General features: G+C 74.6%; 14 protein-coding genes. 7 read left to right on the top strand and 7 right to left on the bottom strand.

Features of this window, described 5'->3' with window-relative positions; all coding sequences use genetic code 11:
* Window positions 1-22 precede the first annotated feature (22 nt).
* Both AC069X_RS36375 and AC069X_RS36370 read right to left on the bottom strand, forming a co-directional pair.
* Complete coding sequence (locus AC069X_RS36375; RefSeq protein ID WP_478735720.1) at window positions 23-1,831, bottom strand: serine/threonine-protein kinase; 1,809 nt, start codon at window positions 1,829-1,831, stop codon at window positions 23-25.
* Window positions 1,832-1,863: 32 nt separating this feature from the next.
* On the bottom strand, window positions 1,864-2,910 hold the full coding sequence (locus AC069X_RS36370) for a helix-turn-helix transcriptional regulator (RefSeq protein WP_478735718.1): 1,047 nt from the start codon (window positions 2,908-2,910) through the stop codon (window positions 1,864-1,866).
* Window positions 2,911-3,012: 102 nt separating this feature from the next.
* Here AC069X_RS36370 and AC069X_RS36365 point away from each other — a divergent pair, with 102 nt between their 5' ends.
* The 6 genes from AC069X_RS36365 to AC069X_RS36340 all read left to right on the top strand — a co-directional run bounded on the left by AC069X_RS36365 (window position 3,013) and on the right by AC069X_RS36340 (window position 7,711).
* Window positions 3,013-3,423 (top strand): DUF3224 domain-containing protein, encoded by a 411-nt coding sequence (locus tag AC069X_RS36365; protein WP_478735716.1) that lies wholly within the window; start codon window positions 3,013-3,015, stop codon window positions 3,421-3,423.
* A gap of 101 nt (window positions 3,424-3,524) precedes the next feature.
* Window positions 3,525-3,794, top strand: a complete 270-nt coding sequence (locus AC069X_RS36360) for a hypothetical protein (protein ID WP_478735714.1) — start codon at window positions 3,525-3,527, stop codon at window positions 3,792-3,794.
* A gap of 85 nt (window positions 3,795-3,879) precedes the next feature.
* Window positions 3,880-4,524 carry a class I SAM-dependent methyltransferase gene (locus AC069X_RS36355; RefSeq protein ID WP_478735712.1) on the top strand — a complete coding sequence of 215 codons (645 nt, stop codon included), beginning with the start codon at window positions 3,880-3,882 and terminating at the stop codon, window positions 4,522-4,524.
* 98 nt (window positions 4,525-4,622) lie between these two features.
* Window positions 4,623-5,648, top strand: a complete 1,026-nt coding sequence (locus AC069X_RS36350; protein ID WP_478735710.1) for an N-acetylmuramoyl-L-alanine amidase — start codon at window positions 4,623-4,625, stop codon at window positions 5,646-5,648.
* Window positions 5,649-5,764: 116 nt separating this feature from the next.
* Window positions 5,765-6,550 (top strand): DUF5336 domain-containing protein, encoded by a 786-nt coding sequence (locus AC069X_RS36345; protein ID WP_478735708.1) that lies wholly within the window; start codon window positions 5,765-5,767, stop codon window positions 6,548-6,550.
* A 150-nt stretch (window positions 6,551-6,700) separates the two neighbouring features.
* Window positions 6,701-7,711 carry an LLM class F420-dependent oxidoreductase gene (locus tag AC069X_RS36340; protein ID WP_478735706.1) on the top strand — a complete coding sequence of 337 codons (1,011 nt, stop codon included), beginning with the start codon at window positions 6,701-6,703 and terminating at the stop codon, window positions 7,709-7,711.
* A 166-nt stretch (window positions 7,712-7,877) separates the two neighbouring features.
* On the opposite strand, the gene AC069X_RS36335 is transcribed toward AC069X_RS36340, so the two are convergent.
* The 5 genes from AC069X_RS36335 to AC069X_RS36315 all read right to left on the bottom strand — a co-directional run bounded on the left by AC069X_RS36335 (window position 7,878) and on the right by AC069X_RS36315 (window position 12,390).
* The gene (locus AC069X_RS36335; protein ID WP_478735704.1) at window positions 7,878-8,291 is read right to left on the bottom strand and encodes a hypothetical protein; all 414 of its coding nucleotides are present in this window, start codon (window positions 8,289-8,291) and stop codon (window positions 7,878-7,880) included.
* 53 nt (window positions 8,292-8,344) lie between these two features.
* Entirely contained in the window at window positions 8,345-8,983 is a 639-nt protein-coding gene (locus AC069X_RS36330) for a hypothetical protein (RefSeq protein WP_478735702.1), read from the bottom strand.
* 162 nt (window positions 8,984-9,145) lie between these two features.
* Window positions 9,146-10,234 carry a prenyltransferase/squalene oxidase repeat-containing protein gene (locus AC069X_RS36325; protein ID WP_478735700.1) on the bottom strand — a complete coding sequence of 363 codons (1,089 nt, stop codon included), beginning with the start codon at window positions 10,232-10,234 and terminating at the stop codon, window positions 9,146-9,148.
* Window positions 10,231-10,974 carry a class I SAM-dependent methyltransferase gene (locus AC069X_RS36320; RefSeq protein ID WP_478735698.1) on the bottom strand — a complete coding sequence of 248 codons (744 nt, stop codon included), beginning with the start codon at window positions 10,972-10,974 and terminating at the stop codon, window positions 10,231-10,233. Before AC069X_RS36320 ends, AC069X_RS36325 begins: the two co-directional genes overlap by 4 nt.
* 105 nt (window positions 10,975-11,079) lie before the next feature.
* On the bottom strand, window positions 11,080-12,390 hold the full coding sequence (locus tag AC069X_RS36315) for a glycosyltransferase family 4 protein (protein ID WP_478735696.1): 1,311 nt from the start codon (window positions 12,388-12,390) through the stop codon (window positions 11,080-11,082).
* Between the two features lie 227 nt (window positions 12,391-12,617).
* Between AC069X_RS36315 and AC069X_RS36310 the strand changes: the two genes are divergently transcribed.
* Entirely contained in the window at window positions 12,618-13,247 is a 630-nt protein-coding gene (locus AC069X_RS36310) for a TetR family transcriptional regulator (protein WP_478735694.1), read from the top strand.
* Window positions 13,248-13,416 lie beyond the last annotated feature (169 nt).

Below are 13,416 nucleotides of genomic sequence, written 5' to 3'. Positions count from 1 at the left end.
CCCCTTCGGGCGGCCGGTCCGCTCAGCCGGACGGGACGGCCGCGAGGGCGGCCCGGGCGATCGCCTCGACCTCCGACCGGCACTCGGGCTGCGGGGCGGGGGATTCGCTCTCGCCGAGTCCGGTTCCGACCGGACCGCTCTCGTCCGAATCCCTTCCGCCCCACACGTAGAGCCTGAGGTTCCCGTCACGGACCACCAGTTCGCAGCTGCCGCGCCACAGCGACTCGTCACCGATCCCGGTGTCCGTCTGCGGGACCGTGCGGTAGGCCCGCGTCACCGTCCGGCGCTCCGAGGCGAGCTGCTCGCGCTGCTCCTCCAGCCCCTTCCGGCTGTCCCCGTCGTCGCGCTTCAGGGACCACTCCACGATCAGGCGGGTCTTCCCCCCGCCGAACCAGTAGCAGCGCACCGCGGTGGCGGGGCCGGAGTTGCCGCCCGGCAGGACGGTGTCCAGCGTCGTCGCCCGCACCGCCTCGGGCGGCACCGGCAGTTTGGGGGCCGCCGTCTCGCAGCGGTCCAGCTTCGTGTGCAGCGCCTCGCCCCACCAGCCGCCGGGCTGCTGCCCGTACGCCCACACGCCGGCACCGGCCGCCACCAGCGCGAGGGCCGCCGCCGCCGGCCCGGCCACGCGGAGGGCGCCCCGGCGCCGGGTCCGCCGGAGCGGTCCGGGGGCCAGGGCGTCCACGGTGACGGGCGGCTCCTCAGGCAGCGGCACGAAGGCGGGCCCGGCCGGAGGCCGAGGCTCCGGCACCCGCCCGGGCCGCGCCGGCCCCGCCTCCCGCGCCGGCCCCGGCTCCCGGACAGCCGCCGGTTCCCGTACCGGAGCCGGCTCCGGCTCCCGCTCCGGCTCCCGCACGGGCGCCCGCTCCGGCGCCACCTCGGCCGCCATCGTCGCCGGGTCCGGCCGCGCCGCCTCGACGACCGTCCGGCGCGGGTCGGCGGCGGACAGGAGCCGGTCGATGGCCGCACCCTGTTCGGCGATCATCCGGTGCACCGCCGGAGGCCACGGCAGGCGGCCCCCCGGGGCGACCGGCCCGAGGAGCTCGAACAGTTCCGCCGGGGTCGGCCTGGCGGCCGGGTCCTTGGCCAGACACCGCTCCACGGCCGGCCGCAGCCCCGCCGGGACCGCGTCCAGGCCGGGCTCCGCGTGCACCACGTCGTACAGGGTCTGGAGGGTCGAGGACCCGGCGAACGGGTTGCGCCCCGTCGCGGCCAGGAACAGCACCGAGCCCAGCGAGAACAGGTCGCTGGCCGCGGTCAGTTCCCGGCCCTCCGCCTGCTCCGGCGACATGAACGGCGGAGAGCCGATCACCAGGCCCGTGTGCGTCAGCCGGGTGTCGATCCCGCTCTCGGCCGCCCGCGCGATGCCCAGGTCGATGACCCGGACGCCGTCCTCGGCGAGCAGCACGTTCTCGGGCTTCAGGTCCCGGTGGACGAGTCCCGCCCGGTGGATCTCCGCGAGGGCCGACGCCAGCCCGGCCGCGAGGCGGCGCACCGTTTCCTCGGGCAGTGCCCCCACCGCCCCCACGGCCGCGCCCAGCGACGGACCGGAGACGAACACCGAGGCCAGCCACGGGGTCCGGGCGTCCGCGTCGGACTCCATCACGGCCGCCGTGTACGCCCCGGACACCCTCCGGGAGGCGGCGACCTCCCGCCGGAACCGGGCGCGGAAGCCCTCGTCGTCGGCGAAGCGCGCGAGGACCTGTTTGACGGCGACCAGTCGCCCGTCCGGAGCGGTCCCCAGCAGTACCCGGCCCATCCCGCCCTCGCCGAGCACGCCCAGCACACGGAACGGCCCCACGTACGACGGACCCGACGGCCCTAACGGCTCCATGCCTCCCCGCCCTCCCCAGGTACGGGGAAGGATCATACAGAGCCGTCAACTCCCCTCTCCCGTACGGGCGGTGCGGCCGGCACGGGCGGCACCGCGGGCACGCCCACCGCGTACCGCCCGGCCAGCACCGCCACCGCCCGGGCCACCGCCGCCCGCAGCTCCGGCGGGCCCAGCACCTCCGCCTCGGCGCCCAGCCGGAGCAGGTCCCCCACCGCGACGGCCTGCGACTCCACCGGCAGCTCCACCTCCGCCCAGCCGTCCCCGTCCGGCGGCCCGGCCCCTTCCAGCGCCCGCGCCCCCTGCGCCCCGAACTGCATCGGCAGCAGCCGCCGCGCACGCGGCGAGAGCCGCAGCCGGGCCACCCCCTGCCGGAGCGCGGCCTCCAGCCGCCGGGAGGACTCCTCCCAGTGGGCCGCCAGCCCGAACCCGGCCGGCCGCTCGAAGCCCTCCCCCGTCTCCCGCAGCTCCAGCAGCCGCGACACCCGGTAGGTCCGCACGCTCCCCTCCTCCCGCGCCGGGGCGGCGACCAGGTACCAGATGCCGCCCTTGAGGACGATGCCCAGCGGGTGCAGCTCCCGCTGCCGGAGCTCACCCGACCAGCTCCGGTACTCCACCCGCACCTCCCGCTGCTCCCACACCGCCCGGGCGACCCCCGCGAGGTGCGGCACCGGGTCCGCGTCCCGGAACCAGGCGGGCGCGTCCAGGTGGAACCGGTCCCGCACGAGCCGGGCCCGGTCCGCCGGCCCGGCCGGCAGCGCGGCCTGGAGCTTCAGCTGGGCCGTGGCCAGCACCGCGCCCAGCCCCAGCTCCCGCGCCGGCCCCGGCGCCCCGGCCAGGAACAGCGAGGCCGCTTCGGCGTCGGTGAGCCCGGTCAGCCGCGTGCGGTAGCCGTCCATCAGCCGGTACCCGCCCGCCGGGCCCCGGTCGGCGTGGACGGGCACTCCGGACGCGCCGAGCGCCTCGATGTCCCGGTAGACGGTACGGACGGACACCTCCAGCTCCGCCGCCAGCTCCGGGGCGGTCATCCGGCCGCGGTTCTGGAGCAGCAGGAGGAGGGAGAGGAGCCGGTCAGCGCGCATGGGCCCATTCTGGACGGCATACCTGACAGGAGGTGTCAGGTACGGCGTCCAGGCTGGTCACGGCGCGGGGAAGAGCCCGCGCGACCCGTCGAGAGGACCCCCATGCCCACGCACACCGCCACCGGCCACTTCACCTTCGCCGACTGGGAGGAGCGTCCGGCCGGCCCGGCCGACGCCCTGCCGAGGCTCGCCCGGGCCACCGTCGCCAACACCTTCACCGGCGGCATCGAGGCGGCCGGCACGACCTGTGCGTACACGATCACGTACCTGACGGCGACGACCGGCACCTACACCGGCATGGAACTGCTCACCGGCAGCCTCGACGGCCGCGAGGGCTCCTTCGCCGTCGAGGAGCGCGGCACCTTCCACGAGGACGGCACCACGCACTGCTCCTTCGAGGTCGTCCCCGGCTCCGGGACCGGCGCACTGGCCGGCCTGCGCGGCACCGGCGGCTTCCTCGCCCGGCACGGCGAACCGTCGGTCCCGTACACCTTCGCGTACGACCTGGACTGAACGACCCGAACGGCGCAACCGGCGGCGCCGGTCGGGCGAAGAGCCCGCCCCGCCCGAGCCCCTGCCCATAACCGGTCCGGAGTCCGGGCGTTGGGGCGGTCATGGCCCACCACACCCTCACCCGCGTCCTGACGGGCGCCGCCGTGGCCCTCGCCGTCGGCCTCGCCTCCGCCCCCGCCGCCCAGGCCGCCCCCGCCCCCGCCGCCGCACGCCCGGCCCCGACCACCAGCCCCCTCAGCCTGGACAACCTGCTGTCGCTGCGCTTCCTCAACCCGACCGTCCAGGACGCGAAGCGCCAGGTCGCCGGCCTCGTCGGCGGCCTCTCCCCGGCCCCGGCGAACGCCACCGCCCTCGGCGGACTCCTCACGTAGCCGGGTGAAGCACCCCGGCATGGTGCCCTACCGGGCAGTAGGGCACCATGGGCCGCCACGCCCGCTCATCGCCGGAGGAACACCCATGGCCGCTGCTCCCAAGCCGGAGACCCTCGCCGCTTTCGAGGCCGCCAAGGGGTTCATGCCCGTGCCCGAAGGCCTCGCCCTGTACGCGGCGGCCGCCGGGGCCGCGCGCCTCGGGCTGCCGCTGCTGGAGGTCGGCACCTACTGCGGGCGCTCCACGATCCTGCTGGCGGACGCGGCCCGCGAGGCCGGGGTCCCCGCGATCACCGTCGACCACCACCGGGGCAGCGAGGAGCAGCAGCCCGGCTGGGAGTACCACGACCCGAGCGTCGTGGACCCGGAGATCGGGCTGATGGACACCCTGCCGACCTTCCGCCGCACTCTGCACCGGGCCGGTCTGGAGGAGCACGTGATCGCGGTCGTCGGACGTTCTCCGCAGGTCGCCGCCGCCTGGGGCGGCAAGCTCGGCTTCGTCTTCATCGACGGCGGCCACACCGACGAGCACGCCACCGGTGACTACGAGGGCTGGGCCCCGCACGTGGCGGAGGGCGGCACCCTCGTGATCCACGACGTGTTCCCGGACCCGGCCGACGGCGGGCAGGCCCCGTACCGGATCTACCTGCGCGCCCTGGCGTCCGGCGCCTTCGAGGAGGTCTCGGTGACGGACTCCCTGCGCGTGCTGCGCCGGACCGGCGAGGGCATCTAGCCCGACCGACCCGGGAGGGCGCGGGACGACAATCACACCACGCCCCCGGATGGCCCATGGTCCGTACGGGGCCCCGCCGGGCGTTCTAGCATCGCCGGGTGCGCTACGACGACAGCCCCCCGCTTCCCGAGTCCCGGTCCTCGATCAGCCCGGACCGGCCCTGGTTCGCGCGCCGGCCCGCCCTCACGGTGGCGCTGGCCGCGCTCGCCCCGACCTGCCTGGCGGGTTGGGTGCTGACCCAGGTCCTGACGGGCTCGGAGCGCGAGGGGCGGCAGCCCGGGGCCGTGCCGCCGCTCACCGCCTCCCACACCGCGGCCGGCTCGGACGCCAAGTCCAGCGCCTCCCCGAGCCCGGCCGCCACCCCGGCGGCCGGCGGCACCGCGGACCCGGCCGTGAGCCCGGCCGCGAGCCCCGCCCCCGGCACGGCCCCGGGTACGGCCGCCGCCAAGGGCCCGCTCACCGGCCGGACCGTCGTCATCGACCCCGGGCACAACACGGGCAACTTCCGGCACTCCGCCGAGATCAACAAGCTGGTGGACATCGGCACCAACCGCAAGGAGTGCGACACCACCGGCACCACCACCAACTCCGGTTACATGGAGGCCGAGTTCACCCTCGATGTCTCCCGCAGGACGCGCGCCCTGCTGGAGGCCAAGGGCGCCAAGGTGGTCTTCACCCACGAGGCGGACCGCCCCTGGGGCCCCTGCATCAACGAGCGGGCCCGGATCGGGAACGAGGCCGCGGCCGACGCCGTGGTCTCCGTACACGCGGACGGCACATCCGCCGGGAACCGGGGCTTCCACGTCATCCTCCCGGCCCGGGTCAAGAGCGGCGCCGCGGACACCGCGAAGATCGTCGGCCCCTCCCGCGACCTCGGGGAGCGCATCGCGAAGAACTTCGGCCGGACCACGGGCTCGTCCCCGGCCAACTACCTCGGCGGCGGAACGGGGTTGGTGGTCCGCGACGACCTGGGCGGCCTCAATCTCTCGACCCGGCCCAAGGTGTTCCTCGAATGCGGCAACATGCGTGACGACAAGGACGCGGCGCAGCTGATGAACCCCGAGTGGCGGCAGAAGGCGGCGCAAGGCATCGCGGACGGCATCGTGGGCTTCCTGGGCGGGTAGTTCACCCGTAGGCGCCCGGGGCGGCCCGCCGCCCCGATCCTCTCGGCCGCGCGAAGCTCCGTACCATGGGGGCGCCCGCTCCGCCCCAGCCAAGACCGAGAAGGACACCCCAAGACGTGAACATCCGCTCCCTCACTCGAGGTGACGGCGTGGTGATCGGAGCAGCGGTACTGCTGTTCATCGCCTCGTTCCTCGATTTTTACTCCGCCACCGGCCTGGACCTCCCGAGTGCGTGGGACACCGAGTTCTCCGGGCTGGCGCTGCCGACCGTCTTCCTGACCGGCTTCATCGCCGCCGGCCTGCTGATCGGGGCCCGCTTCCAGCCCGAGGGCCGCAAGCTCGGCGGGATGACCCTGACGGCATGGGGCACCGTGCTGGCCGTGGCGGCAGCGTGGGCCTCGCTGTGGTCGCTGATCACCTGCCCGGCCAAGTGGGACCTGGGCGCGGGCAGCATCATCGCCTTCCTCGCCAACCTCGCCCTGGCGGGTGTGGCCATCGCCGGGGCGAAGATCCCGGCGCTGGCGGGGCCGCTCGTGCCCGAGCCGCGGCCCGTCACGCCGCAGCCGTACGGCGCCCAGCCCGGGGCGGGGTACGGCTACCCGGGCGGGCAGCAGCCGCAGGGCTACGGCACGACCCCGCAGCCGGTTCCGCCGTACGGGGGGACGCCGGCGCCCGGCCCGCAGGAGACGGCGCCCGCGGCGGACTTCACGCCGTTCTGGTTCGCGGTCCCGGTGGCGCGGCCCCTCTACGGCGAGGACGGCTCCCCGGTCCCGATCGCGGAGCTGGCGCCGGGCACCTGGTACCTGGCCGTCGACCAGCGCGGCCCGTCGGCCCTGGTCGCGCAGACCCAGGACGGCCGGCGCGGCGTCCTGAACGACACGTCCGGGATCCAGCGCGGCTGACCCCCGCCGCCGTCGACGCGCAACGGCCCACCGCCCCCTCACGGGCGGTGGGCCGTTCCGCACTTCCGGGCGGGGCACGCGTGCCCTACAGTCACCTCCCGGCCTGACGTGCCGTCAGGCCGGGATCCGGCTTCGCGGAGGGGACCGTACATGCGCCTCGGACTCGCACTCGGCTACTGGGGCCGCGGCCCCTCCCCCGCCCACCTCGACCTCGCCACCGAGGCCGAACGCCTCGGCTACGACTCGGTGTGGACCGCCGAGGCCTGGGGCTCCGACGCCTTCACCCCGCTGACCTGGATCGCCGCGCACACCTCGCGCATCCGGCTCGGCACCGCCATCGCCCAGATGGCCGCCCGCACCCCCACCGCCACCGCCATGCACGCCCTCACCCTCGACCACCTCTCCGGCGGCCGGATGATGCTGGGCCTCGGCCTGTCCGGGCCGCAGGTCGTGGAGGGCTGGTACGGGCGCCCCTTCCCCGCGAGCCCGCTCACCGCGACCCGGGAGTACGTGGACGTCGTCCGCCAGGTGCTGCGCCGCGAGGCCCCCGTCGCCCTGGACGGCCGTTTCCACAGCCACCCCTACCGCGGGCACGACGGCACCGGCATCGGCAAACCCCTCAAGCCGATCACCCACCCGCTGCGCGCGGACCTCCCGCTGCTGCTCGGCGCGGAAGGGCCGAAGAACATCGCCCAGACCACCCGCATCGCGGACGGCTGGCTCCCCCTCTACTGGTCGCCCACCCGCACCGACGTCTACCGGGCCTCGCTGGCCGACCTGCCCGACGGGTTCATGATCGCCCCGATGGCGCGGGCCAAGGTCTGCGAGGACGTCGCCGAGGGGCTGCTCCCGGTCAAGGCGATGCTCGGCTTCTACATCGGCGGCATGGGCCACGCCGCCCGCAACTTCCACGCCGACCTGATGGCCCGCATGGGCTACGAGGCCGAGGCGCGGCGCATCCAGGAACTGTTCCTGGCCGGGCGCAAGGAGGAGGCCGTGCTCGCCGTCCCGGACGCGTTCGCCGACGAGATCTCGCTCGTCGGCCCCCGCGAACGGATCGCGGAGCGGCTGGAACTGTGGCGCAAGGGCCCCGTCACCGACCTCCTGGTCACGGCCCCGGACCCGCACACCCTGAGGGTGCTGGCGGAGCTCAACGGCTGAGGGAGCGCGCGGCAGCGCATCGTTCGGGCCGGGCCGGAGCGTGGTGGCGGCCACCGGAGCACGGCGGTTCCCCTGCCCGACCCCGCCCGACCCCGCCCGACCCGGTCCAGGCCCCGGTCCAGGCCCCGGTCCAAGCCCCGGTCCAGGCCCCGGTCCACGTCCCGGTCTACGTCCCGGGAGGATCCGTGTCCGGCCGGTCCGTCGCCTCCGGTACGGCTGCCAGGAGGCCCCGCAGGTCCAGCGGCATCACCGCGATCTCCATCGTCCCCCCGCCCTCCAGGGCGCAGGCCACGATGCGCGAGCCCGGGTTGATGGAGATCCCCTCCCGTACGGAGGGGACCCGTACGGCGGTGGCCCGGGCGCCGGCCAGCGGCACGGCCTCGCCCCGCTCGGGCTGCCAGCGGGCCGCGCCCGGGTCCGCGTACAGCCGGCCGGGGCGCCAGCGGCCCTCGCCCGCCGGCACCCGGGCCATGCCCGGGATCCCGGCGGGGCTGCCGGCCGCGATCCGCTGACGGTGCTTGCGCCGCAGCAGCCAGCCCAGGCCGCCGGCCGCGAGGGCGAAGAACAGGAACTCGATCACACCGGCCATTCAAACAGGCGGGCGGCCCGTGAGGACTTCAGCCGGTCAGCCGGTCAGCCGGTCAGCTGCGAGGTGCTCGGCACCTTGTCCGTCACCACGGCGCCCGCGTTCTTGCCGGCTTCCTTGACCCCGTTGATGACGTTGTTGAAGGCGTCGATGTCGGCGTCGCCCGCCTCGCCCTTGCGGAGCTTGGCGCCCAGCCCCTTCAGGGACTCGATGCCCGCCGTCAGCGGGACCATCGCCTTCGACAGCAGCGGGTCGCCCTTGGCGTTCTCGGCGGCCGCCTTCAGCCGGTTGTACGCGAACGCGCCCGCGAGACCCGCCTTGATGAGTGCGAAGGTGCGCCCGCTCGCGCCCTTCTTGAACTTGCCCTCACGGTACGGCTTGATGATCCACTGGTACGTCGCCCCGGCCGCGAGCCCCGCGTTGGCGACGAACCGCGTCTTGGCGAACTTCTGCCTCTCGGCGGTGGTGCTCGGCGAGGGCGACGCGGCGGCCAGCTCGTCGGCCGCCGCCGCGTCCGGCTCCGCCACGGCGAGGGCGGCCAGCTCCGCGGCCGCCGCCGAGGAGACCTCCTCCCGCTGCGCCCGGTCGCCGCCGCTGCCGCACGCGGTGGCACCGGCCAGCAGGGCGGTGGACAGCACCACCGCGGTCAGGGCTCGACGGATACGGACGGTTGAGGGTACGGCCACGGTTGCCTCCGGGGACTGAGGTGTCCCCCGCAGCCTCACCCCGGTCACCCGGCCCCACCACCCGGGGGACCCGTTCGGGGGTCCCGCGGAGCGCGCCGCGGGTCCCGCGGAGCGTGCCGCGGGTCCCCCGGAGCGCGCGGCCGCCTCCGTACGGCCCGGGCCTCAGTGGCAGCAGTCGGGCTCCAGGCCCGCCGGCAGGGCCAGCCCGCCGAAGACCTCCCCCGTCGCCTCGTCCCCGCCCAGCGCCGCCACCGCCAGCAGCAGCGACCCCGCCGTCCAGGTCGTCTGCTCCACCGGCCACACCGCCCGGTCCTCGAAGACGAACCCCGTCCAGTACATGCCGTTCTCGGCGCGCAGGTGCCCGATCGAACGCAGGACCTCCAGCGCCCGGTCCGACTCCCCCATCACCCACAGCGTCAGCGCCAGCTCGCAGGACTCCCCGCCCGTCACCCACGGGTTCGGCAGCACGCACCGCACCCCGAGGTCCGGGACCACGAACTCCTCCCACCGCCGCTCGATGCGCGCCTTGGCCTCCGGCCCGGACAGCGCACCGCCCAGCACCGGGTAGTACCAGTCCATCGAGTAGCGGTCCTTGTCCAGGAACCGCTCCGGGTGCCGGCGTATCGCGTGCGCCAGCGCCCCCGCGGCCAGCTCCCAGTCCGGCTGCGGGTCACCGCGGTGGTCCGCGATGGCCAGCGCGCAGCGCAGCGCCTGGTGGATGGAGGAGGAGCCGGTCAGCAGGGCGTCGGTGACGGCGGTGCCGTCGGCCTCCCGCTTCCAGCCGATCTCGCCGCCCGGCTGCTGGAGCGCCAGGACGAACTCGACGGCGGCGACCACCGACGGCCACATCCGGTCCAGGAAGGTGTCGTCGCCGGTGGCCAGGTAGTGGTGCCAGACGCCGACGGCTATGTACGCGACGAAGTTGGACTCCCGGCTCGCGTCCTGCGGCTCGGCCGTGTCCACGCCCTCCGGCCGGTCCGCGTACGCGGCGTACCAGGAGCCGTCCTGGTTCTGGTGCCGGGCCAGCCAGGCGTAGGCCCGCTCGGCCGCCTCGTGCTCGCCCGCCGTGTCCAGGGCCATCGCGGCCTCGGTGTGGTCCCACGGGTCGAGGTGGTGGCCCCGGAACCACGGTATGGCCCCGTCCGCGCGCTGGGCGGCCAGGATCCCGGCCACGGTCTGCGCGGCCTGTTCGGCGGTCAGTACGCCGTCCAGGACGAGGTGTTCGGGTACGGTGCGCCCCGGCGAGCTCACTGGGCGGAGCCGGCGGCGCCGACGGGCAGGTGGGGCTTGGTCGCGTACGCCACGAAGCTCTTGCCGATGAGCGGGTTGAGGGCCTGCTCGGCGAGCCGGGTGGCGAGCGGCTTCTTCATGATGTCCCAGACCAGGAGCTTGTGGTACGCCTTCACCGGCAGCGCCTTGTCGTTGTCGACGCCGAAGGCGCACTTCAGCCACCAGTACGGGGAGTGCAGGCCGTGCGCGTGGTGGGTGCCGTACGGCTTCAGGCCCGCGGCCTCCATCTTGCCGAGCAGCTCGTCCGCCTTGTAGATGCGGATGTGGCCGCCCTCGACCTCGTGGTAGGCGTCGGAGAGCGCCCAGCAGATCTTCTCCGGGCCGTAGCGCGGGACGGTGACCGCGATGCGGCCGCCGGGCTTGAGTACGCGCACCATCTCCGCGAGCACGCCCTTGTCGTCGGGGATGTGCTCCATCACCTCGGAGATGATGACGACGTCGAAGGACTCGTCCGGGAAGGGCAGCGCGAGGGCGTCGCCCTCCATGGCGGTGGCGGTGGCGCCCGCCGGAGCCTCACCGGCCTCCTTCATCGCGGCGAACCACTTGGCGACCTCGCGGATCTCCTCGCCGTTGCGGTCGACGGCGACGACCTGGGCGCCGCGCCGGTAGCACTCGAAGGCGTGCCGGCCTGCGCCGCAGCCCAGATCGAGCACACGGTCGCCTGCGGCGAGCGGGAACCGGGAGAAATCGACGGTCAGCACGGGGTCCTGCCTTCGCGGTCACGGGGGTGAAGGGTGGTGCGGATGAGATGTCTGGCTTGCGGTGCGCGGAGAGGCGCCGGGCGGGCCCGGCGCGCGGCTACGGGGTCACCGGGTCCGGGCGGCGGCGGCCTGCGCGACGGCGGCTCTGTAGTGCGCGGCGGTGCCCTCGGCGGCCTTGGCCCAGGTGAACCGGGTCAGGACCCGCTCCCGTCCGGCGGCCCCGAGGCGGGCGCGCAGCCCGGCGTCACCCAGCAGCCGTGCCAGCGCACCGGCGAGCGCCCCCGCGTCGCCGGGCGGCACGGCCAGACAGGTCTCCCCGTCGGGGCCGGACACCTCGGGGATCGCCCCGCCGGTGGTGGCGACCAGCGGGGTGCCGGTGGCCATGGCCTCGGCGGCCGGGAGCGAGAACCCCTCGTACAGGGAGGGCACGCAGGAGACCTGGGCGCTGCGCACGAGGTCGACGAGCTCGGCGTCGCTGATGCCCTTGACGAAGCGGACCGCGTCCTGGAGCCCGTACTTCTCGATCGCGCGGGCGACCGGCCCGCTCTCGGCGCGCTTGCCGACGACCACGAGGTGGGCGTCGGGCTGCTCGGTGCGCAGCTTGGCGAGGGCCTCGACGAGGTGGACGAGCCCCTTGAGCGGCACATCAGCGCTGGAGGTGGTCACGATCCGCCCGGGCACCTCCGCCACGGACGGGTCGGGCGACCAGAGGTCGGTGTCGGCGCCGATGTGGACGACGTGGATGCGGTCGTCGCGGACGCCGAGGTGCTCGGCGATCTCCTGCCGGGAAGAGCCCGAGACCGTCAGCACGGAGGGCAGCCTGCGGGCGACCCGGCCCTGCATGCGCGTGAACGCGTACCAGCGCCGCACGGAGGCCCGCTTCTTGCGGTCCTTCGCGGCGGCGAGGTCGAGCTTGCGGTCGACGGTGATGGGGTGGTGGATCGTCGTCACCAGGGGCGCGCCGAGGTCGCCCAGCAGTCCGTAGCCGAGGGTCTGGTTGTCGTGGATGACGTCGAACTCGCCCGCGCGGGCCCGCAGGTGGCGCCGGGCGCGCAGCGAGAAGGTCAGCGGCTCGGGGAATCCGCCGGTCCACATGGTCGCGACTTCCAGGGCGTCGATCCAGTCCCGGTACTCGTCGCGCTTGGGAGTGCGGAACGGGTCGGGGCTGCGGTACAGGTCCAGGCTCGGCAGCTCTGTGAGCGTGGCACCGGTGTCCAGCACCGGATAGGGCTGCGCGCCGATGACCTCGACGGAGTGCCCGAGCTTGACGAGCTCCCGGGAGAGGTGGCGGACGTAGACGCCCTGGCCGCCGCAGAACGGGTTCCCCTTATAGGTGAGGAGTGCGATGCGCAACGGGCGGTCGCCGTCGGTGGCGGAACCCGCGAAAGGGCTCGTCACCATGGCCTCTGCGGTCACTCTCGGCCCCCTTCTCCCTGCACTTTCGCCGGAGCGTAACCGCTCGGATAATGTAGAACAAGTTTCAGACTTGATCCTCTGAAGACCATTGAATCTACCGGCCGGAAACCACACCGTAAGAGGCGGAGCAGGTGATTCGCGCCACGGCTCGGACGCCTGACATGCTGACCCCCGGACCATCCCGGAATCAGCCGCCGCAACGACACGGAACGCCAGGAACGGGACACATGACAGCGGAAGCGAAGGCCGTGACGCCTCCCCTGACGGAGCGCCAGGAGGCGCGCCGCCGCCGGATCCTGCACGCGAGCGCGCAGCTGGCCAGCCGGGGCGGCTTCGACGCCGTGCAGATGCGCGAGGTCGCCGAGTCCTCGAACGTCGCGCTGGGCACCCTCTACCGCTACTTCCCGTCCAAGGTGCACCTGCTGGTCGCCACCATGCAGGACCAGCTCCAGCACATGCACACGACCCTCCGCAAACGCCCCCCGGCCGGCGACGACCCGGCGGCCCGCGTCGCGGAAACCCTGATGCGCGCCTTCCGCGCCCTCCAGCGGGAACCGCACCTGGCCGACGCCATGGTCCGCGCCCTGACCTTCGCGGACCGGAGCGTCTCACCCGAGGTGGACACGGTCTCGCGGCTGACGACCGCGATCATCCTGGACGCCATGGGCCTGGAGGCCCCGCCCACGGCGGAACAGCTCTCGGCGGTCCGGGTCATCGAGCACACCTGGCACTCGGCCCTGATCACCTGGCTGTCGGGGCGGGCGTCGATCGCCCAGGTGAAGATCGACATCGAGACGGTGTGCCGGCTGATCGACCTGACGGGGGCGGGGGCGGGAGCTCCGGAGGATTCGGCCTGATTGTGGCGGGGCGGGGCTGGGGGACGGTAGCCCCTTGGCCCGTCTCAGAGTGGGGCTGGGGGTTTCCCGTCAGTCCCATCGTCCTTCCGGGGCGGGACGGCCTGTCAAGGGCGCTCCTTCGTCGCGTCACTTCGTGATCGCCTTCGGCGACCCTTGACAGGCCGTCCCG

Source organism: Streptomyces sp. NPDC043896 (assembly GCF_056435605.1).
Note: the sequence above shows the minus strand (reverse complement) of the source record. Positions and strands in the feature narration are given on the sequence as shown.